The sequence below is a fragment of the Campylobacter insulaenigrae NCTC 12927 genome (assembly GCF_000816185.1).
GTDB classification, from domain to species: Bacteria; Campylobacterota; Campylobacteria; order Campylobacterales; family Campylobacteraceae; genus Campylobacter_D; species Campylobacter_D insulaenigrae.
This window is the reverse complement of sequence record NZ_CP007770.1, coordinates 300,246-320,794: the sequence shown is the minus strand read 5'-3', so window position 1 is coordinate 320,794 and position 20,549 is coordinate 300,246. Positions and strand designations below refer to the sequence as shown.

18 protein-coding genes are annotated in these 20,549 nt (G+C 28.8%); 8 read left to right on the top strand and 10 right to left on the bottom strand.

The genetic code is table 11. The annotated features are described in order from the left end of the window. Nucleotides 1–11: 11 nt before the first annotated feature. The 5 genes from CINS_RS01730 to nspC form a co-directional block, all read right to left on the bottom strand. Nucleotides 12–2,834 carry a formate dehydrogenase subunit alpha gene (locus tag CINS_RS01730; protein ID WP_232012949.1) on the bottom strand — a complete coding sequence of 941 codons (2,823 nt, stop codon included), beginning with the start codon at nucleotides 2,832–2,834 and terminating at the stop codon, nucleotides 12–14. Between the two features lie 22 nt (nucleotides 2,835–2,856). Next, nucleotides 2,857–3,060 (bottom strand): hypothetical protein, encoded by a 204-nt coding sequence (locus CINS_RS01720; RefSeq protein ID WP_039649324.1) that lies wholly within the window; start codon nucleotides 3,058–3,060, stop codon nucleotides 2,857–2,859. 183 nt (nucleotides 3,061–3,243) lie between these two features. After that, the gene (locus CINS_RS01715) at nucleotides 3,244–3,921 is read right to left on the bottom strand and encodes a molecular chaperone TorD family protein (protein WP_039649322.1); all 678 of its coding nucleotides are present in this window, start codon (nucleotides 3,919–3,921) and stop codon (nucleotides 3,244–3,246) included. Nucleotides 3,922–3,960: 39 nt separating this feature from the next. Next, entirely contained in the window at nucleotides 3,961–4,842 is an 882-nt protein-coding gene (locus tag CINS_RS01710; protein ID WP_373274710.1) for a formate dehydrogenase subunit gamma, read from the bottom strand. A gap of 166 nt (nucleotides 4,843–5,008) precedes the next feature. Continuing rightward, nucleotides 5,009–6,172, bottom strand: coding sequence for a carboxynorspermidine decarboxylase (gene nspC / locus CINS_RS01705; RefSeq protein ID WP_039649317.1), 1,164 nt, complete (start codon nucleotides 6,170–6,172; stop codon nucleotides 5,009–5,011). A gap of 135 nt (nucleotides 6,173–6,307) precedes the next feature. On the opposite strand from nspC, the gene CINS_RS01700 reads away from it, so the two are divergent. From CINS_RS01700 to CINS_RS01665, 8 genes are all read left to right on the top strand, one after another. Next, entirely contained in the window at nucleotides 6,308–7,879 is a 1,572-nt protein-coding gene (locus tag CINS_RS01700) for a multicopper oxidase family protein (RefSeq protein ID WP_039649316.1), read from the top strand. A gap of 2 nt (nucleotides 7,880–7,881) precedes the next feature. Continuing rightward, a complete protein-coding gene (locus CINS_RS01695) occupies nucleotides 7,882–8,103 on the top strand; it encodes a MoaD/ThiS family protein (protein ID WP_039649314.1) in 222 nt (73 codons plus the stop codon). After that, nucleotides 8,100–8,561 (top strand): molybdopterin synthase catalytic subunit, encoded by a 462-nt coding sequence (locus tag CINS_RS01690; protein ID WP_039649311.1) that lies wholly within the window; start codon nucleotides 8,100–8,102, stop codon nucleotides 8,559–8,561. The genes CINS_RS01695 and CINS_RS01690 overlap by 4 nt, the downstream gene beginning before the upstream one ends. Next, a complete protein-coding gene (locus CINS_RS01685; protein ID WP_039649309.1) occupies nucleotides 8,555–9,736 on the top strand; it encodes a molybdopterin molybdotransferase MoeA in 1,182 nt (393 codons plus the stop codon). Before CINS_RS01690 ends, CINS_RS01685 begins: the two co-directional genes overlap by 7 nt. Nucleotides 9,737–9,800: 64 nt before the next feature. Beyond that, nucleotides 9,801–10,058 (top strand): CmeU family protein, encoded by a 258-nt coding sequence (gene cmeU, locus CINS_RS01680; protein WP_039649307.1) that lies wholly within the window; start codon nucleotides 9,801–9,803, stop codon nucleotides 10,056–10,058. A 253-nt stretch (nucleotides 10,059–10,311) separates the two neighbouring features. Next, nucleotides 10,312–11,391, top strand: coding sequence for an NAD(P)-dependent alcohol dehydrogenase (locus tag CINS_RS01675; RefSeq protein ID WP_039649304.1), 1,080 nt, complete (start codon nucleotides 10,312–10,314; stop codon nucleotides 11,389–11,391). A 133-nt stretch (nucleotides 11,392–11,524) separates the two neighbouring features. Then, nucleotides 11,525–12,190, top strand: a complete 666-nt coding sequence (pnuC, locus tag CINS_RS01670) for a nicotinamide riboside transporter PnuC (protein WP_039649302.1) — start codon at nucleotides 11,525–11,527, stop codon at nucleotides 12,188–12,190. Beyond that, complete coding sequence (locus CINS_RS01665; protein ID WP_039651295.1) at nucleotides 12,187–12,804, top strand: thiamine diphosphokinase; 618 nt, start codon at nucleotides 12,187–12,189, stop codon at nucleotides 12,802–12,804. The genes pnuC and CINS_RS01665 overlap by 4 nt, the downstream gene beginning before the upstream one ends. A 217-nt stretch (nucleotides 12,805–13,021) precedes the next feature. Here CINS_RS01665 and CINS_RS01660 read toward each other — a convergent pair whose 3' ends face one another. The 5 genes from CINS_RS01660 to CINS_RS01640 are packed head-to-tail and all read right to left on the bottom strand — an operon-like array spanning nucleotide 13,022 to nucleotide 20,501. Next, on the bottom strand, nucleotides 13,022–14,842 hold the full coding sequence (locus CINS_RS01660) for a dynamin family protein (protein WP_039649301.1): 1,821 nt from the start codon (nucleotides 14,840–14,842) through the stop codon (nucleotides 13,022–13,024). Next, on the bottom strand, nucleotides 14,832–17,018 hold the full coding sequence (locus tag CINS_RS01655) for a dynamin family protein (RefSeq protein WP_126418683.1): 2,187 nt from the start codon (nucleotides 17,016–17,018) through the stop codon (nucleotides 14,832–14,834). Before CINS_RS01655 ends, CINS_RS01660 begins: the two co-directional genes overlap by 11 nt. A gap of 10 nt (nucleotides 17,019–17,028) precedes the next feature. Next, on the bottom strand, nucleotides 17,029–17,754 hold the full coding sequence (locus tag CINS_RS01650) for a fumarate reductase iron-sulfur subunit (RefSeq protein ID WP_039649298.1): 726 nt from the start codon (nucleotides 17,752–17,754) through the stop codon (nucleotides 17,029–17,031). Then, complete coding sequence (locus CINS_RS01645; protein WP_039649296.1) at nucleotides 17,747–19,738, bottom strand: fumarate reductase flavoprotein subunit; 1,992 nt, start codon at nucleotides 19,736–19,738, stop codon at nucleotides 17,747–17,749. Before CINS_RS01645 ends, CINS_RS01650 begins: the two co-directional genes overlap by 8 nt. Then, entirely contained in the window at nucleotides 19,722–20,501 is a 780-nt protein-coding gene (locus CINS_RS01640; protein ID WP_039649294.1) for a fumarate reductase cytochrome b subunit, read from the bottom strand. The genes CINS_RS01645 and CINS_RS01640 overlap by 17 nt, the downstream gene beginning before the upstream one ends. Between the last annotated feature and the right edge of the window lie 48 nt (nucleotides 20,502–20,549).

The following is a 20,549-nucleotide window of genomic DNA, read 5'->3' as shown; positions in this document are numbered from 1 at the left end:
AACTTACCCTTTTATGCTTTCTCAAGCCTACAAAGTCCTGCATTAAATTCAGAAATTTGCGTATTAATATCAAAACCATAATTTGTCACAGTATTTGAACTTTCGCCTATAGTATAAGGTTTAGTACCTTCTGGATAATTATAGCTTAAATCCACTCCTTGCATAATACCTGCAAAATTATAAGGTAAACAAATTCTATCCGGAGTAACAGATTGATTATGTATACATTTTACCTTAATTTTTGTCCCTTGTGGAGAATGTATCCACATCATGTCACCATCATTAATACCATATTGCAAAGCAAGCTCTGGATGAACGTTTGCAAACATTTCAGGTGTAATAGCTGCAAGGTATTTACTAGTTCTCTCAAGCATACCAGCGCCACTTAAATTCACTAAACGCATACTTGAAATAATAGTTGGAAAATCTTTACTCCAATCAGTTTTTTGTTGTTCACTGATAAATTTACTTTCAACTCTAAAGTTTTTCTCTTGATCATCCCAAGTTGGATATTTTTTTACTAAATCCCAGCGAGGAGAGTGTAGTGGTTCTCGATGTAAAGGAATAGGATCAGCAAATTCCCATACTTTCATTCTAGCTCTAGCATTACCTAGACAACAAGCACTTTTTTCTCTACACTTTTCTAAAATAATACCTGAAATATCGGTGCTCCAACTAGATCCCATTAATGCTTTTTCATTATCACTAAGTGTGATATTAAATACTTTTTCTATATTCTCTTTTGTAATTTGTGGATATCCACCTTTAACTTTACAACCTTTTGGAGTAAAGGCTTCATCTGCTAATTGTGAATGACCATCATGTTCTAAACCAAAACGATTTCTAAATCCCATACCGCCTTCTTCATAGGTAATATCACTATTCCACATAATAGAAGTTCCAGGATGTTGTTTGTCCCAACAAGGCCAAGGCAATCCGTAATATTCTCCTTTAACATCTCCACCTAAACCTCTTTGAGTATCAGGATCAAAGTGCTCCCAATTTTGTTGATGTTTTCGCAAGCGATCGGCTGAAATTCCTCTTAATCCTATACTTAAAAGTCCATTACTCATTTCTCTTGTCGCATCATCAGGCCATATAAAATTATCATCATTATCATCTTGAACTTGAACAAGTTTATGGTCTTGTAGCTCCATTTTCATACCACGAGTATATTCTTTATAAAAGCCAAATTTTTTCGCAAAAGCGAACATAATTTCTTGGTCTTCTTTACTTTCATAAATTGGTTTAACAACTTGAGAACGCCACTGCATAGCACGATTTGTAGCCGTAACATAACCTTCTGTTTCAAATTGAGTACAAGCTGGAATAATATAAATTCCATCAGGACGATCTGCTAAAACTGCCACTTCATTAACAAAAGGTTCTGCAATTACTATCATATCAAGTTTTTTAAGCGCTTCTTGAATTTTAACAGTATGAGCCATAGAAGTAATACCTGTTCCTTGAACCCAAAGCACTCGAATCGGTGAATTAGAATAAGTTTTTTCTTCATGCAAAACTCCTTGCCACCATTTAGCTAGAGAAAAACCTTTTTCATGCATCCACTCTTTAGAAAAAAATCTCGAGTTTAAATATTCTCTATCTACATTCCAAAAATTTGAAAAATGATTCCATGCATTATCATCAAGTCCATAATATGCTGGCAAAGTATCCGCTAGACACCCCATATCTGTGGCACCTTGCACATTATCATGACCTCTAATGATATTTGTTCCAGCACCTGGTTTTCCTATATTTCCTAATACAAGTTGCAAAATTGCTAAAATTCTTGTATTTGAACTACCTACTGAATGCTGAGTGATACCTAAAGCCCAAAATAATGTTGCTGGTTTAATTGTAGCTAACATTCTTGTGATTTTTTCAAGTTGAGCAGCTGGCACACCTGTAACATCTTCTACGATATCAGGACTCCACTTAGCAGCTTCAGCCTTAACATCTTCAACTCCATAAGTCCTAGTTTTAATTAATTCTTTATCTTCCCATCCATTTTTAAAGATTAAATGAAGCATGCCATAAACTAAGGCAATATCAGTACCTGGACGAATTCTTACATATTCATCTGCATGAACAGCAGTTTTAGTAAATACTGGATCTACAACAACTAATTTAGCATTATTGCGATCTTTTGCTTGTAATAAATGTTTAAATCCTATAGGATTAGCTACAGCAGTATTTGCTCCAAAAATAATCATCATTTTTGAATTTTTAGTTACATCGCCAAAATGATTTGTCATAGCGCCATAACCCCATGTATTCGCCACACCGGCGACTGTTGCACTATGTCAAATTCTAGCAACGTGATCTATGTTATTTGTTCCCCAAAATGCTGCAAATTTTCTAAAATAATATGCTTGCTGATTGTTAAATTTGGCCGATCCTAAAAACATTACACTATCTGGTCCATTTTCTTTGCGGATCTCAAGCATCTTATCGCCTATTTCGTTAATAGCTTGTTCCCAACTTAAGCGGATCCATTTGCCATTTTCCTTTTTCATCGGATATTTAATACGCTGTTTAGATTTAGTAAGATCAATTTGATCTATCCCTTTACAGCAGTGAGATCCTTGAGAAATAGGATGTTCTATAGCGTTTTCTTGACGCACCCAAACCCCATCTTGCACTTCTGCCTTAATTCCACAACCTGCACTACAGATGCTACATATTGTTCGAACAATTTTAGAATCTGGATAAGGATTTGCTATCTCTTCTTGACTAGCATTTCTAATAGCTTTGTTTTCACCACCAAAAGCCGCACTTCCAAGACTAGCAATACCAGCAAGTTTAAGAAAATTTCTTCTTGCCAATGCCATTATTTTTCCTTTCTTTAAAAATTTAATACGCTATTTTGTAGTATTTTTCCCAATTCATAGTTTTTTCATAAAGCACTTCCTTTTTAGTACTTTTTCCCAAAACTACGGAATTTTCTTCTTGATAATCATCTTTAGCTAAAGCATTAACACTTGCGCTAGCAACTACACCTAAAGCACCGATTTTTAAAGATTTTTTAAGAAAATCTCTTCTTTGGTTTGTTTTCATATTCCCTCCTTGATCAAAGTAAGAATAATTGCTAAAACTTTATTTTATAAAGTTTTCACATACTAAACACAAAAATTTTGCATATTTTTACTTAATATTTTATTTAATTTTTATTTTTATTAATGGAGATAATTATTAATAATATATTTTTGTTACTAAAATACATTTGATTATATTAAACTATTAAAGCTTACTTAATTCCTCTATATGAGTTTTGCTAAATTTTGTCGGCAGTCTTGGTTCATATGGTAATCTTTGCAATGCTTCATCTGCTATACTTTTACCTTCTTTTTTAATAGGTGCTTGAATTTCCAAATACGCCCTTTCATTAATAAAAAATACTTTCATTATATTTGCTATACAAACATATATCTTAGAGTTTTTATGAATTTGAAGCTTTTGTATAAATTCATCTATTACAGGATTGATAACAAAACGAAATAATTGTTCAGCAATTTTTAAATCATATTCTATAACGCTAGCCATAAATGCAAATAAAAAGCCAAACTCATCTTCACTTTGTCTACATTTTTCATTTTTTCGAAATTGACTTTTTCTCATAATCTCACAAGCTTGTAGTTTCATCTTGCCATCATCACGTCCTTCATCATAAAAAGAAGCACTCATGGGAACATTTACATAAGAAAAATCAAAAAATACAGCATTTTGTTCGGATTTAAAATTTTCAAAATCGCACTCACAAAGATTCTTAAAATCTCTCATTAAACTGTCTTCTAAAGGTTTTTGAGCCAAAACTAAAATTTGCTCATGCCAAATTTTAAATTCATATTCATCGATAAAATTAAATGCCTTAGAAAAAAACTCATAAAAATATTTACGAGAAATATCGATATCTTGCATCATTGTTTCCTTATTGTATAATCTATACAAACAAAAAAATTAAAATTTCGTTTTAGAATCATAGCTATATGAAGGATTAATTTGCTTTTTATCGCTTAACTCTTTATACCAATAAGAATGCAGGATATAAACTTCTTCTTCTTCTTTATAACCACTAATCATCGAATGTATGCTTCCTTTTATAGCAAACACAGCCATATAAATATGTATAGCAAAAAATACAGCACATAAAATCCCCAATATATTGTGGACAATAGCAGATATTCTTAAAATATCTATATGAGAAATACCAAAAATTGCTTGCAAGGAAGTGGAATTAAAATCAAGAAAAAACATAAAAGCACCTGTTATGATCATAACAAATCCACCAAATACAGCTATGTAATACCAAGATTTTTGTCCAAAATTAAATTTTCCCGCAGGAACTGGTTTTTTTTCTTTGCTTAAGTACCCACCGACTATCATCATCCATCTTAAATCATATTTAGCTGGAAGCATTCTTTTAATCCAACACAAAAGCATAGGAATAATAGAAATGATAAATAAAATTGTAGCTATACCATGCAAATTTTTACACATTCTTACAAAAAATCCTCCGCCAAAATATGAACCAAAAATCATAACTAAGCCCGTTGGCACAAGTATAATCCAAGAGATAGCTGCCACAAAATGAAATAATCTTTCAAAAAGAGAAAAAGCATAAATTTTTTTTCCATCGTGAGAAAATTTCTTTGGACCTATTACCATATAATGCAAAGCAAAAGCACTAATAACTAAAATAAGTATTATAAATACTGCACTTGCAATATATTCTCCTTGTAATTTTGTCCATAAAGTACCAAAATTTTCATAAGAATTAATATTCAAAACTCTTTGTTCGTTCCAAATTTGCGTGCCCTTTGGCATAGAATCTGCAGCCATTGACAAATTCAAACAGGCTAAAAATACTAATAAAATCCTATACATAAGCGCTCTCCTTGAATCATGTAAAGTTTTAATTATGATTTTATTTATTTTTAGTTTTTATTTTAAATAAAATTTTATTTAAAAAAATAAATTTTTAAAATACTTTTATAAAAAATTATTCTTAGTTTCGTTTTGAATAATTTTCATAACCAAACTCTCTAACTATGGATAATTTTTTATTTTTATCTAACATCATTAAATTTGGAAGTCTAACTCCATTAAAAGTTGTATTTTTAACTATAGAATAATGAATTTGATCTAAAAAAACTATTTTTTGCCCGACAAAAAGCTCTTTATCAAAAGCATATTCACCCATAATATCACCTGCTAAACACGTATTACCTCCTAGTAAATAAGAAACTTCTCCTTTTTTTAACTCACCATATCGCATCCCATCGCGACTAGCTAAAATTCTAGCATTTAAAATTTCACTAGTATAAGGCATAATGATAGTATCTGGCATATGTGCTTCACTAGATACATCTAAAATGGCAATTTTTTTTTCATTTTCTACAATATCTATCACACTAGCAACTAAACTTCCACATTCCCATCCAATAGCTTCACCTGGCTCAAGATACACTTGTACATTATATTTATCAGAAAATTTTTTACAAATATCTATAAGTTTTTGTACATCATAACCTTGCCTTGTGATATGATGACCGCCACCAAAATTTATCCATTTCATTTTTTTAATATAGGGCTGAAATTTATCCTCAAAAGCATTTAATACAAGTTCTAAAGAATGTGCACTTTCTTCACATAAAGCGTGAAAATGAAGACCACTAACTTCACCTATATCTTCGTTTTCAAAATCACAACTTCTAATGCCAAGTCTTGAATATTTTCCACAAGGATTATAAATTTCTTTTGGTGCTACTGAAATTTCAGGATTACAACGCAAACCTATACTTTTTTGTTTTGCTTTTTCTTTATATTTTTTAAATTGATTAAAAGAATTAAATACAATATGATGAGAAAGTTTTACAATTTCATCAATTTCATCCTCTTTAAATGCAGGTGAAAAAGTATGAATTTCTTTATTCATAAATTCTTTAGCATATTTGGCTTCCCAAAGCCCACTACAAGTACATCCTGATAAATATTCTCCTACAATATCCATAGCACCAGAAAAGGCGAATCCTTTTAGTGCAAGTAAAATCTTTGCTCCACTTTGCTCGCTAACTTTAGCCAAAAGTTCACAATTTTTTCGAAGTTTTTCTTCTTCTAAAATATATGCGGGAGTTTGAAAATTTTTATCAAGATAATGTTGAATTTGCATCGTATTCCTTTAATTTATAATTTGTAACATGAATATAATAAAAATATATAAAATTATAACTTGTTTCAAAACATTTACCAAAATATATTTACAATGATTACTTTTAAAAATTTATTTTATTTAAGGATATAAATTATGGATAGAAGGTTTTTTTTGAAATTTAATGCTTTAAATTTAATCAGTATCAGTGGAATGTATGCTATGGATAAACACGATCATCACAATATGCATGAAATGCATAATATGCATAATATGGAGCATATGCATACTGCTGCTAATTCCGTTGACACTTCTTTTATTAGTTTGGAAGATCCAAATATCAAACTACTCGATGTTAAAGATTTTCCGAGTGAACAAGCATTAACAAATTTAAAACTTCTTAAAAACACTAGTAAAAAAAAGAATTTTTTTAGATCAAGCATAGAGATTAAAGAAAGTCAAATAGAATTAGTTAAAGGTAAAAAGACTAAATGTTTTACTTATAATGGCTCTATACCAGGACCTAAAATAGAAGTTTATGAAGGGGATATGGTAGAAATTTTAGTTAAAAATAATCTCAAAGAACCAACAACTATACATTGGCATGGACTTGATATTCCACCTGAGCAAGATGGTAACCCACACGATCCTATTATGCCTGGTAGAGAAAAAATTTATCGCTTTAAAATACCAGAAAATTCAGCTGGAACATACTGGTATCATCCACACCCACACTATACTACAGCAAAGCAAGTTTATAAAGGTTTAGCTGGTGTATTTGTGGTAAAAGCAAAAAAAGATGCTTTGTCTCATTTAAAAGAACAAGATTGGGTAATTAGTGATTTACGTTTAGATGAAAACGCACAAATTCCTGATAATAATTTATTCGATTGGTTAAATGGTAGAGAAGGAAATTTAGTTCTTATCAATGGACAATTAAAACCAAAAATAACACTTGGTGAAACTCAAAGAATCCGTATTTATAATTTTTGTGCGGCAAGATATTTAAAATTACGCATAAAAGGAGCTAAATTTATCTTAGTAGGAACAGATGGAGGACTTTTAGAACAAAGCATTGAATTAGATGAATTATTTTTAAGTCCTGCTTCAAGAGTTGAAGTGCTAATCAAAGCAAATAAGGGTGAATTTAAACTTGAAAGCGTTTATTATGATCGTGATAAAATGCTTGTCAAAGAAAAACCTTACACTCTTATGTTAGCTGATCTTAAAATAGAAAAAACTATAGAAAACATACCTGAAAAATTACGCGAATTTCCTCCTTTAAAAGAAGCTACAAGCTTCAAAGAAGTTGTAATGAGCGAAGATCATATGCAAATGCATGGCATTGATAAAAAGAACGATGAAGAAATCAAAAAAAGTCTTGCTTCAATGTTTTTAATTAATGGCAAAACTTTTAATATGAATAGAATCGATCTAATTTCTAAAGTTGGAGAAGTAGAAGAATGGACTATAAAAAATAATTCTCATATGGACCATCCTTTTCATATACATGGCACACAATTTGAGTTGATTTCTTCTAAATTTAAAGATAAAGTTACAAAAGCTAAATTTAGAGCATTACAAGATACTATCAATATAAGACCTGGTGAAGAATTAAAGCTAAGAATGAATCAAAATTTTAGTGGTATAAGAATGTTTCATTGTCACATTTTAGAGCATGAAGATCTTGGAATGATGGGAATTTTAAAAATTGAGGATAAAAACTAAATATGATTAAAGTTGAATTTTTAGGACCTATAAATAAAGAAAGTGTAGAATTTGAAGTAAAAAATTTAAAAGAATTAAAATCTTTACTTCAAAAAGATGAAAGTTTGAAAGAGTGGTTAGAACTTTGTGCCATAGCTTTAAATGATGAGATCATTACAAATGAAAATGTAGAATTTAAACATGGTGACAAAATTTGTTTGCTTCCACCAGTTTGCGGGGGATGATTGTGTTTGAGCTTTATCAAAATTCTTTAGATGTTACGAAGATTTATACAAAATGGTATGAATTTTCAAAAGACAAAAATTGTGGTGCTTTGATAACATTTTGCGGTATAGTGCGAGATGAAGCTAATATTGAAGCTTTGAGTTTTGATATTTACGAACCAATTTTAAAAAAATGGTTTCAAAATTGGCAAGAAAAAGTAAGCAAGGATAATGTTGTTTTAATGTTTGCTCATTCTATCAATGAGGTAAAAATTCATGAGAGTTCTTATCTTGCAGGAGTTCTAAGCAAACAAAGAAAATTAGGTTTAGAATTAATTAATGATTTTGTGGAAGATTTTAAAGCCAATGCACCTATTTGGAAGTATGATATTATCAATAATCAAAAAATTTATGCGAAAGAACGCTCCTTAAAACTTAAAGGAGCAGGAATTTTAGGAAATCAGGAGAATAAATGTTAATTTCCTACGATGAAAGTTTAAAAATACTCCACAAACACATTCAAACTTATGAAAGAGTAGAGAAAATATCACTTACAGAATGTTTAAATAGAATTTTAGCAGTTGATATAATAGCTTTGCATAATTACCCTAAATTTCCTACTTCAGCCATGGATGGTTACGCTATAAAATTTGATAATCAAGATGAAAATTTAAAAATCATAGGAGAAGTTCCTGCAGGAATTTTTCCTACCTTTAATGTTAAAAATAAAGAATGCGTCAAAACTTTTACAGGCTCACTAATGAGCGATGGAAGCGATACTTTAGTACCCATTGAAAAAGTAGAAATAAAAGATAATATTTTAATCATAAAGGAAAAAGTAAATAAAGGATTTGCTGTAAGAAAAGAGGGTGAAAGCTATAAAGAGGGTGAAATTTTACTCAAAAAAGGCACAAAAATAAGTTATAGCGAAATAGCACTTTTAGCTGAACTTGGGTATTTTCACATTAGTGTTTTTATAAAACCTATTGTGGGGATTTTAAGTAGCGGAAATGAAATAAAAGATCTAGGAGAAAGCTTAGATCACCCTGCACAAATTCGCTCATCAAATCATGTAGCTATAGCAAATATGGCAAAGAAACTACATTGTCAAACTAGAATTTTCCCACTCTTAAAAGATGATAAAGAAAACACACAAAGCACTTTAAGGCAAGCTTTAAATTCATGCGATATTTTAATCACTACAGGCGGGGTTTCTATGGGTGATTTTGATTTTTTAAAACAAGCTATAAAAGATTATGAAATTATTATAGATAAAGTCGATGTAAAACCTGGCAAACACATCAAAATAGCCAAATTTGAAAATAAATTCATCTTTGCCTTACCTGGTTTTCCATATTCAGCCATGGTAATGTTCAATCTCTATGTAAGAGAATTACTAAATGTTTGGCTTTTACAAGAAACAGACTATAAATTTCAAGCTTTTTTAAGTGAAGATTATAAGAAAAAAAGTTCTCATTTGGAATTTATAGCTTGTAATATTGAATTTAAAAATGGAAAGATATTTGCAAATTTAAAAGGTAAAAAAGAAGGTTCAAGTGCTATCATCAACAATCTAAATCACAAAGCTGCACTTTTGATAGCAAAAGATGATTTAAAAGAAGGTAATTTAGTAGATATTATTTTAATGCCTTAGTTGTAAGCATTATTTTATTTTTTAAATTAAAATAAATTTATTATCTAAAAAGCAAAGGAATACAATGGATAAAAAAGAAACTATGATAAACAATCTCAACGACTTTTTTAAATTAAGAAAAGAATTTTATGCTTTTTTTGATGAGCATATTCCAAAAATAGAAAATGCTGAAATTTTTGATTTTACAAAAGCAAAAGATATGAATGTCAAAGAAGTTTATAATCATTTTTACAAGTTTGATTATGCTATAAGAAAATGTTTACCCGATATCTATAGAGCTTTTGATATCAGCTATGATAAAGACATAAAAAAAGATTTTTAATGCCTATTTTAAAGACATTAAGCTTATTTTATCTTGCTTTGAATTTTTTCTAAATTTACTACTGCTAGTAAAATAATAATTTCTCATATTTTATTCTTTATAAGAAATATCATAAAAATTTTATATGTCTACGAATTTTATTCTAGTATCATCTTCTAAAGATAATTTATTTTTCATAAATTTCTCTGAAAAATATTTTTTGAAATTTAAAGATTGCTAATATAATAATTAATACAAAAATACTGGAGGAAAAATGGACTCAAAAATCTTTTTAGAAAACGGGCGTATCAAAAGTAAAGGTTATGCTATGCTTAGCAAGGATTCTAAATTTACACCTTTTGAATTTACACGCCATAAAATCGGGAAAAATGATATCTTAATCGCTATCAAATACGCAGGGATTTGCCATAGTGATATACACACGGCAAGAAGCGAATGGAGCAAAACAACTTATCCTTGCGTACCTGGGCATGAAATATCTGGAGAAGTCATTGCAATAGGCGAAAATGTAAGTAAATTTAAAATAGGTGATTATGTAGGAGTTGGATGTATGGTAAATTCATGCGGAGAATGCGAAGCTTGTAAAAAGTCTCAAGAACAATTTTGTGAAAATGGAAAAACCATCTACACTTATAATTGCAAAGATGTATTTCATGATAATGAAAACACCTATGGAGGTTACTCAAACAACATCGTAGTAAGTGAAAAATTTGCTATCAATGTACCAAAAAATGCTCCACTTGACAAAGTAGCACCTTTACTTTGTGCGGGTATTACTACCTATTCACCACTTAAATTTTCAAATATCAAAGAAGACTCAAGCGTAGCCGTAGCAGGTTTTGGTGGACTTGGTATGATGGCTGTAAAATATGCTATTAAAATGGGTGCAAAAGTAAGTGTTTTTGCAAGAAATGAAAACAAAAAAGCAGAAGCTTTAGCTATGAGTGTGAGTAATTTTTATACTAGCACAGACAAAAGCGTGGTAAAAGAAAGATTTGACCTCATCATCTCTACCATACCAACTCCTTATGATCCATTAGCTTATATGGATTTACTAAAATATGGAGGAGAAATGGCTATAGTAGGCTTACCACCACACGATGTAAGTCCTAATATAAACATAATAAATTTCGTATATAAAGCTGGAAAAAAAGTATATGGCTCACTTATTGGAGGTATAAAAGAAACTCAAGAAATGTTAGACTTTTCCATAAAACACAATATTTATCCTGAAATAGAAATTATTAAACCAAGCGAGATAGATAAAGCTTACGAAAACCTCACGAGTGGAAAGGCTAAATTCCGCTATGTGATTAATATGAATGATGAGTAATTTTAAAAGCTTTTTTGTGTAATTTTTTCGCAAAAAAGCTCAAAATCATTTTTTAAAACTAATTAAAATTACCAATAAATCTTTATTATTATAAGCTATTATTAAAGCAATGTTCTTACAAAGAAAGGATTTTATGAATTTAAAATTACAATTTAATTTATCTTTTAAATTTTATCTAGCACTTTTTTTAACTTTATCTATCATAGGGATTTCAACCAACATAATGGGAGGATCTTTTTTAAGTCTTTTTAGTGCATTTTGTGCGGTATTGTATGTATTTTTTGCTGGTGCTGGCAAGACAGTTTGTTTTATTTTTGGAATTTTATATTCTATTTCTTATGCATATATAGCTTATGAATTAAAATTGTATGGTGATGTTATGCTAAATCTTTTTTACTTACCTATTAACGCTTATGGAATTTATAATTGGAAAAATAATCAAAATAAAGAAAAAACTAAAATAATCATAACAAAATTAAACAACACACAAAGATTGTTATACGCTTTTATCGTGGCAATATCAACTATAATCTATGCTTATATATTGCAAAATATGGGTTCTAGTTTCATTTATTTAAATTCTTTTGCTGTTATGGGACAATTATTAGCGTTTTATATGCAAGTTAAAAGATATATGGAAAGCTATTTTTTAGTAAGTTTGGCAAATATAAGCTCTTTAATTATTTGGTTTTTAATTTTTGAACAAAGCAAAGAAAGCATAGCTCAACTTTTAAATACTTTAGTGTTTTTTATTATAGGAATTTATTACTTCTTCGTATGGAAAAAACAAGCTCAATGAAAGCTTATATAATAGCAAATGGAGAATTTCCTACAAAAAAAGCAATCATAAACGAGTTAAAAAGTGCAAATTTTATAGCAGTTTGTGATGGAGCCATAAATAATCTTGACACATTGAATATAAAACCAAATATCATAATAGGAGATTTAGATAGCATAAGTGCAAAATTAAAAGAAAAATATAAAGATAGATTAATACACATCAAAGAGCAAATGAGTAATGATTTATCTAAAGCTTTTTATCATTGTTTAAAATTAGGTTTTGATGAATTCGTATTTTTAGGAAGCACAGGAAAAAGAGAGGATCATACTCTAGCTAATATCTCTTTAATGATGCAATATAGTAAAAAATGTAAAAATTTAACAATAAAAAGTGATTATGGGGAATTTAAATTTTATGAAACTCCGTGTAAAATAAAAAGTTATAAAGGAGAACAAATATCCATATTTTGTTTTGAAAAAAATAAAAAATTTACTTCTAAAAATCTAAAATATCCATTAAAAAATATGGCTTTACCATTTTTAGCAAGTGCTACCTTAAATGAATCAAAGTCAGACATTTTCTATTTACATTCAAATACAACAGCAAAAATTCTCATTTATAAATCTTATTAAGGTTATAAATATAAAGAATTTATTAATTATAAATAAATATAATACTTATAAAAATTTATAAAGGATTATAATGGATTTTATTACAAAACTTATCATTGCAGCTATAGTAGGTGGATTATGTGGATTGGCTTTTCACTTTTGGAAAAAAAGTAAAGAAAAAAATAACGATAACAAATAAAAAGTAATATTTTAAGCAAATCTTAAAATATATTTAATCTTAGCGAAGTTTAGATATTTGATTTTTAATGTTTAAAATCATCTCTTTCTTGACTTCGAATTCATTTTTTAAATTCTTTATATATTCTTTTTTATCTTCGATGAGTTTTTTATAAGCTTGCATATAGTAATGATAAATCTTTGAAATCACGGGCTTATTTAATAACAAATCCTCAAATTCATGGACATTTAATTCTATGAGCATTCTTTGATAAATTTCGCTTGCTTTTGGATGATACAAACTAAATTCAGCGCTATCAAGCTCATAAAATTCTTTACTTGCATTTATTTTAGTGCTAAAAAATCCTAATGCAAGTTTAGTGGCACTTTCATAATTGGCCAAAGCTTTTAAATTTAATTTTTCTAAAAATAAATCAAGTTTTAAATTGTTTTCAAATAAAAGTTCTTTAAAATCTTTTATAAAAATTTCCTCACTAGCACTTGCAAAATTTTTAAAAGAAGTAAATTCTTCATCACTTTGCAAAGAATAATCTTTATTTAAATTTGAAAATTCTGACTTAAAAAGTAAAATTTCTTTTTCTAAATTTGTAAAAAAATTAGTAAATAATTGCTTTAGTTCATCAAATTCTAAAGAAATTTCTTTTTTCATTTTTTTAAATTCTTTATTCATAAGATCACAATTATAAAACATAGCCAAAAACGCATCATCACTAGATAAATACGGTAATTTATAATCAATTTTTTCATATAAATTTTTCTTAAACCATCCTTGAGCTTTTTTATAATAACTACTATCTCTTTCTTTAATAAATTTTAAAATTTCTTTTGCAATTTTTTCACTGACTAATTTTAGTTTTTCAAGACAATTATGATTTAAAATATTAATTCTCTCTTCTAAGTGTTTTATATTATTTTCATTGACAGATAAACCTAACTTTGCATCTAAATAATCCAATTTTGTAGAAAAAAAATCATACTGCTCAAGCAAAATTTCACATAAATTATTTAATTTTTCCTGTATAAAATCTTTTTTTATTTTCTCATAATCAAGATCTTGTAAATATTCATAAAATAAATTTAAATTTGACTTTTGCAAATTTTCTTTTGCTTCTTTGCAAGAAATAGCTATAATTTTTTCAAAATACTTACTAAAAACTAAATTAGCATAATTTAAAATATTATTAATTTCTTCTTGAGTAAATTTATCTTTTTGATTTAATACGCAAATTCCACTGCGTCCTAAAAGTGTAGCATTAGTCTTAATAGCTTCTTCTTCGCTTTTTTTACCTGCATTATCAATTAAACTTAACCAAATGGCGCTATGAACAAAAGAAAGTTCTGTGAAAGTAGTAAGAGTATCTGTGTTATTTGCATTTAAACCAGGGGTATCAATCAAAGTAATATTTTTCAAAAGTTCAATTGGTGCAAAAAGATGCAAGCTTTTTGCTTCTTTTAATTCATTTCTTTGATCACTAAATTTACAGAGTTGATCAATATCAACTATCTCATCACTTCCATCTTTATATTCTACTTTTAAAAAATAATCTTTTGCATATCTTAAAAATGTAGGTTTAAATGTCACAGGAATCACACCTGTTGGCAAGCATTCTCTTTGTAAAATCAAATTTAAAAGTGTAGATTTCCCGCTGGAAAATTGACCTACAATCGCAATATTTATAGGCCTTTTATAACTAAAAATAACCTCATCAAGTTTTTTTAAAAATTCATTATTTAAACGTAAACTCGGCTCACAAAAATTAGCTCTAATGGTAAGTAATTTTCCTTCAAAACTTTCATCAAATTTTTTACAATAAGCATTTTCATAAGCTTTAATAAAATTACTAATCAAATCAACTTGCATTAACAAGATCCAGTTTTAATTTTTGTAATTTTTGTAATTTTTGCTCATTTTTTTCTAAAAGTTCTTTAGATTTTTGTTCATTGTTTTCTACATTTAAAATCATCTCTTTTAAATCTTTAAATTTATCTTCTTGCTCTTTTTCATATTGAGCTAATTTCATCTTTAAAAAGATACTAAATTCTTGGTTAGTTTTGATATTTTTTGCAATATTATATACATCTAATCCTTCTAATTTAGCTAAAATTGCCTCTTCAAAATGTAATTTATAAATATCTTTATTTTCATTTATATCTTGAAATAAATTCATTTTTAAATTATCTAAAATATCATTATTAAAGATATTATCAATTTTTTCTTGCACTAAATTTTTAAAATCTATAAAATTTGATTCTAAAATTTCTTCTAAAAAGTTATATTTTAATTTTAAAGCATTTTGAATTTCATTTAATTTTAGCTCGCTTTGATATTTAATCTCTCTTAAAATATCAAAAATTCCATCTTTTAAAGTAGTGTCTATAATAATACTTAAACGCTGAGTATCATTTTTCTTTTTATTAATTTGGTTATATTTTAATTCATCTATCAATTTTTCTTGCAATTTCTTAGCTAACAAATATAAAAGAGTTTTTACCTCATCTTTTTCATCTTCTTTATGATTAAAAATTTGTGCTAATTCTTCCCTGATCTTTTTTAAATTATCTTGCATTTTTTTAAATTTAGCAATATTTTTTTCATTTTCTTCATTTAATTCATAAGTTTTAAAATTTAATATTTTATTATTTGTATTAATTTTTTGTACTAAAGACTCTAAAATCAATAATAATTCTTTTTTATAAGCTCGCATAGCAATCATATTTTTATCATATAAACTTTTATTAATTAAATCTTCCAAAAGCAAAACATTACTTTTTTCCAAATCTCCTCCATTGTTTTGATAAAAATCATTCGCTAATTTTGAAGAAATACAAATACATTCTGCATTTAAAATTAAATTCTCATCTAATTTTTTTACTAGTAAAGCTTCTTTGAGTTTGTTTTTGGTATAAGAAACCACTTCCTTTAAATCAGCCTGACTTAACAAATCAGCTTTTGTTAAAACAATCAAAAGCTTACTAACTCGTGAATTTACTAAACAATCTATTATAAAATCACAATCTTTTTGACTCAAACTTTGTGAAACATTCATAAGATGAATTAAAAAATCAGCTTTAAGAATATAATTTTTTGTTAAAAGCTCTCTTTGGATAATCATATCATCAAGACCTGGAGTATCCACAATATAAACATTATCTTTTAAAAAATCAAGTAAAGTAGAAATTTCAATTTGCTTAATTAAAGCAGAAATTTTATTTTTAGCGCTAGTATAGTTCTTTAAAGAGTCAAAGTCTATTTTTATACTTTTATTTTCTTGGGATATATAATCATCAAGATTAAAATCTTGTTTTAATTCTTTGATTAACTTTAACATATCTTCATTTTTTTTAGAATTATCTAAAATATTTTTCCATTCGCTTTTGTTCCAAAAATATATTGTGGCTTCTTGATTTTTATCATATTTTAAAATAGTTAGATTTGCAGTTTCTGGAATATTAGAAACACCTAAAAAATTATTTTTTAAAAGCGCATTAAGCATACTAGATTTACCAGCATTAACAACACCAGTTACAGCGATATAAAAATCTACTTTATTAAATTTAATTGAAGCTTCGTTTAATGTTTTTACTATATTTTCATCATCACATAATTGTTGTAAATTTTCATTAATCAAATCTAAATTTTTATGAGAATTATAAAGTTCTTGTTTGTAATCTTTTTTAATACTTTTTATATTTGAAACAAATGTATATATCGCAGAATTATCGGTAATTTTCTGTAATAATTCTAAAAATTGTAATATTTCACTTTTGTCAATTAATCCAAGTTTTAAAGCATTAATAAAACAAACTTGAGCATATTGTATGTTATAAATATCTAATCGTAATCTTAGGCTTTTGATTATATTTTTAAATTCATCTAAAGCTCTAAATCTTTCATAATTTTGCAAATTTACACTTAAAATAATTGCAATTTTTTGTGAATCTAATACCTTATCTTCAAAAACACATTCATAATCAAGAAAAACACTGTGATTTTGCCAAATTTGTTTTAGTAATGTTTTAATTGCCCCTTGATCCAAGGGGCTAGTATTATTTATTTCTTTGAGCGACAAGTTGTCTTCTCATATAAGCAATCTTACTCTGTAGTGGTAATTCTTTAGGGCAATTATCTTCACAAGCAAGCAAAGACATACACCCAAATACTCCATCATCATCACCTACTAGCTCATAAAAGTCCTCAATACTTCTATGATCATGTGGATCTTGCAAATATCTAGCTGTTCTTAAAAGACCAGTTGCAGCAATGAAATTTGGTCTCATCAATTTTGTAGCACAAGAAGCTACGCAAATACCACATTCTATACAACGATCAAGTTCAAAAGTTTCATCTGCAACTTCAGGCTCAATACGCTCTTCTAGTTTAGAAATATCAGTCTCTTTTTCATTATGTACCCAACTTTCAACGCGTTTGCACATATCCTCAAACCACTCTCCAGTATTAACACTTAAATCTTTAATATGTCTAAACGCTGGCATAGGCATAAGTTCTATAACTCCATCAGGATAATCTTTAGTTAAAGTTTTACATGCAAGTTTTGGTTTTCCATTAATCATCATAGCACAACTTCCACAAATTCCTGCTCTGCACACAAAATCAAAACTTAAATCTGCATCCATTTTTTCTCTAATTTGAGTTAAACATACAAAAATAGTCATAAATGGAGTTTCTTCAAGCTCATAAGTAACAAAATGAGGTTTAGAAATTTTATTTAGCGGATTATATTTAAATGCTCTTATTGTTAATTTTCTACTCATAATCAACTCCTATTCTTTGATTTGGTGCTTTAAATTTAGCTTGTAGTTCATAAGGCATTAAGGCATGTTGAATTTCATATCTTCCCTTACCTTCTCCCTCCATTTTCTCACGTATTGCATCAACTTCAGCTTGACGCTTTTCACTCAATGGATTCTCAATGATATTTCCTTTTGCACCATAACCTCTAAATGCAGGTGGAATTTCCATTTTCATAATATCAAGATCTTCATACTCGATTCTAGGCATATTTTCACCTTCTACCCAGTAAGTATTTGTTCTTTTCATCCAATTTAAATCATCTCTTTTTGGATAATCTTCTCTATAATGCGCCCCACGGCTTTCTGTTCTTAAAAGTGCTCCATAGGCTACACATAAGGCAATTTTTAACATTCTTGGAACTCTATAAGCTTCTTCTAATTCTGGATTAGCACACTTTAATTCTTTATCATGAACTTTTAAATTGAGTGAATGTTGATATAATTCTTCAAGCTCTTTTACAGCTTCTTCAAGTCCTTTACCTGTTCTAAAGATAGCAACTTTTTCCCACATAATATCTTTCATTTTATTTTTAATTTCAAAAACATTATATTTTCCATCTTTACTTACAAGAGATTTTAAATAATCATATTCTTTAGAAAGAAAAGACTTAACAATATTTGTATCAATATCACTACCATTTTCTTTACAATATTGTGCGAAGTAATCCCCTATAATCATTCCAGCAACAACAGTTTCTGAACACGAATTTCCACCCAAACGATTAAATCCGTGCATATCCCAACAAGCTGCTTCGCCACAAGCAAAAAGACCATTTAACCACTGACTTTCACCAGTTGGCTTAGTTCTAATACCACCCATAGAATAATGTTGCATTGGTAACACAGGTGCCCAACCCTTAGGACCCTCATCAGCAGGATCAATACCATTAAATGTTTTACAAATATCTTGAACATCACGAAGATTTTTTTCAACATGAGCACGACCAAGTATAGAAATATCAAGCCATAAATGATCTCCATAAGGGCTTTTTACCCCTTTTCCTTTTCTAATATGTTCCATCATTCTACGACTTACAACATCCCTACTTGCAAGTTCTTTTTTCTCAGGCTCATAATCAGGCATAAAACGATATCCATCAACATCTCTTAAGATACCACCATCACCTCTACAGCCTTCTGTTAATAAAATCCCACTTGGAACAATTGGAGTTGGATGAAATTGTACCGCTTCCATATTTGAAAGTCTGCAAAGTCCAGTTTCAAGTGCTATAGCAGCTCCTGTACCTTCACAAATAACAGCATTGGTAGTTTGCTTATAAATTCTACCATAGCCACCTGTTGCAATCATAGTACCTCTAGCAACATAAGCAATCAACTCTCCATTAGTTAAATCTCTAGCAATGGCTCCTAAACATTTTTTACCATCATGGATTAATCTTACTGCTTCCATTCTATCGATGATTTTAACTTGATGTTTAATTGCTTCATTTGCCACACCATATAACATACAATGGCCTGTTGCATCGGCAATATAACATGTTCTCCACTTTTTAGTTCCACCAAAATCTCTTGCATTAATTAAACCATGTGCTTGTTCTTTTTCTTCTATGGTAGTTTTTTGAGCATTAATTACAACAGTTCGTGGTCCTTTTGTAATTCTAGTCCAAGGTACACCCCAAGCAGCAAGTTCACGCACAGCTTTAGGAGCAGTTTGAGCAAACATTCTAGCTACTTCTTGATCACAGCCCCAATCAGATCCTTTTACAGTGTCGGCAAAATGCACATCTTCATTATCACCCTCACCTTTAATACTATTTCCCAAACTCGCTTGCATACCACCTTGAACAGCAGCTGAGTGAGATCTTTTAACTGGACAAATACTCAAAAGTGTTACACTTTGACCACTCTTTGCAACCTCAATAGCAGCTCTTAATCCTGCAAGTCCACCACCGATAACCAAAGCATCACTATATTGCATATTCATATTTAGCTCCATCATAAGTTTTTACTATTTGTGCAACAGAATTATTTTCATAATTATTTAAGCCTATCTTTATAAAAGCAGCCAAACTTAATAGCCCTAAAACTAAAAAGAAAATACTAATAAACCACTTTGCTTTTTTAAGTTTTTTACGACTTTCTTTTGCATCTTTTCCTTCAAACCAACCCCACTTTACGCATAATCTATAAAGACCTATGCTACCATGTAATTCAACACAAACTAATAAAGCAAGATAAAACAACCACATAAAGTGATTTACAACTCTATCTCCTGACATGTCAGCACTAATTTTATCTGCATTTGTCACTATAAATATTAAGTGAGCTGAACCTAAAAAAAACATAACAAAACCAGTGAAAGCTTGAACCCACCATAAAGAAGAATCTCCATGATTCATATATTTTAAATGCGTTCTGCAAAGTTGATATTGTCTAAAGTTAATAGGAAATTTTCTCATTGCAAGCGCTGCATGCACGAAGAAAATTATCAGAACACAGGCTGCCAAGAAAGAAGTAATATAGCTCATCATAGGACTATCAATAATAAATTTTAACTCCAAAAAATGAACAACCGAATTAAAAAAATCATCGCTAACCAAAATGGTAGAAACAAAAAACATATGTACCCACATAAACAAGGCTAAAATTAAGCCTGTAGCACTTTGAATAAAATCGAGTTTTGCTGGCATTTTACTTTTCTTGCCATCAATACTCTTGCCCAAAAAGCCTTCAATGAGTTGGCTCATGTTTGCTCCTTTGAAAAGTTGATAAGTTTAACATCGGGGGCAATTATA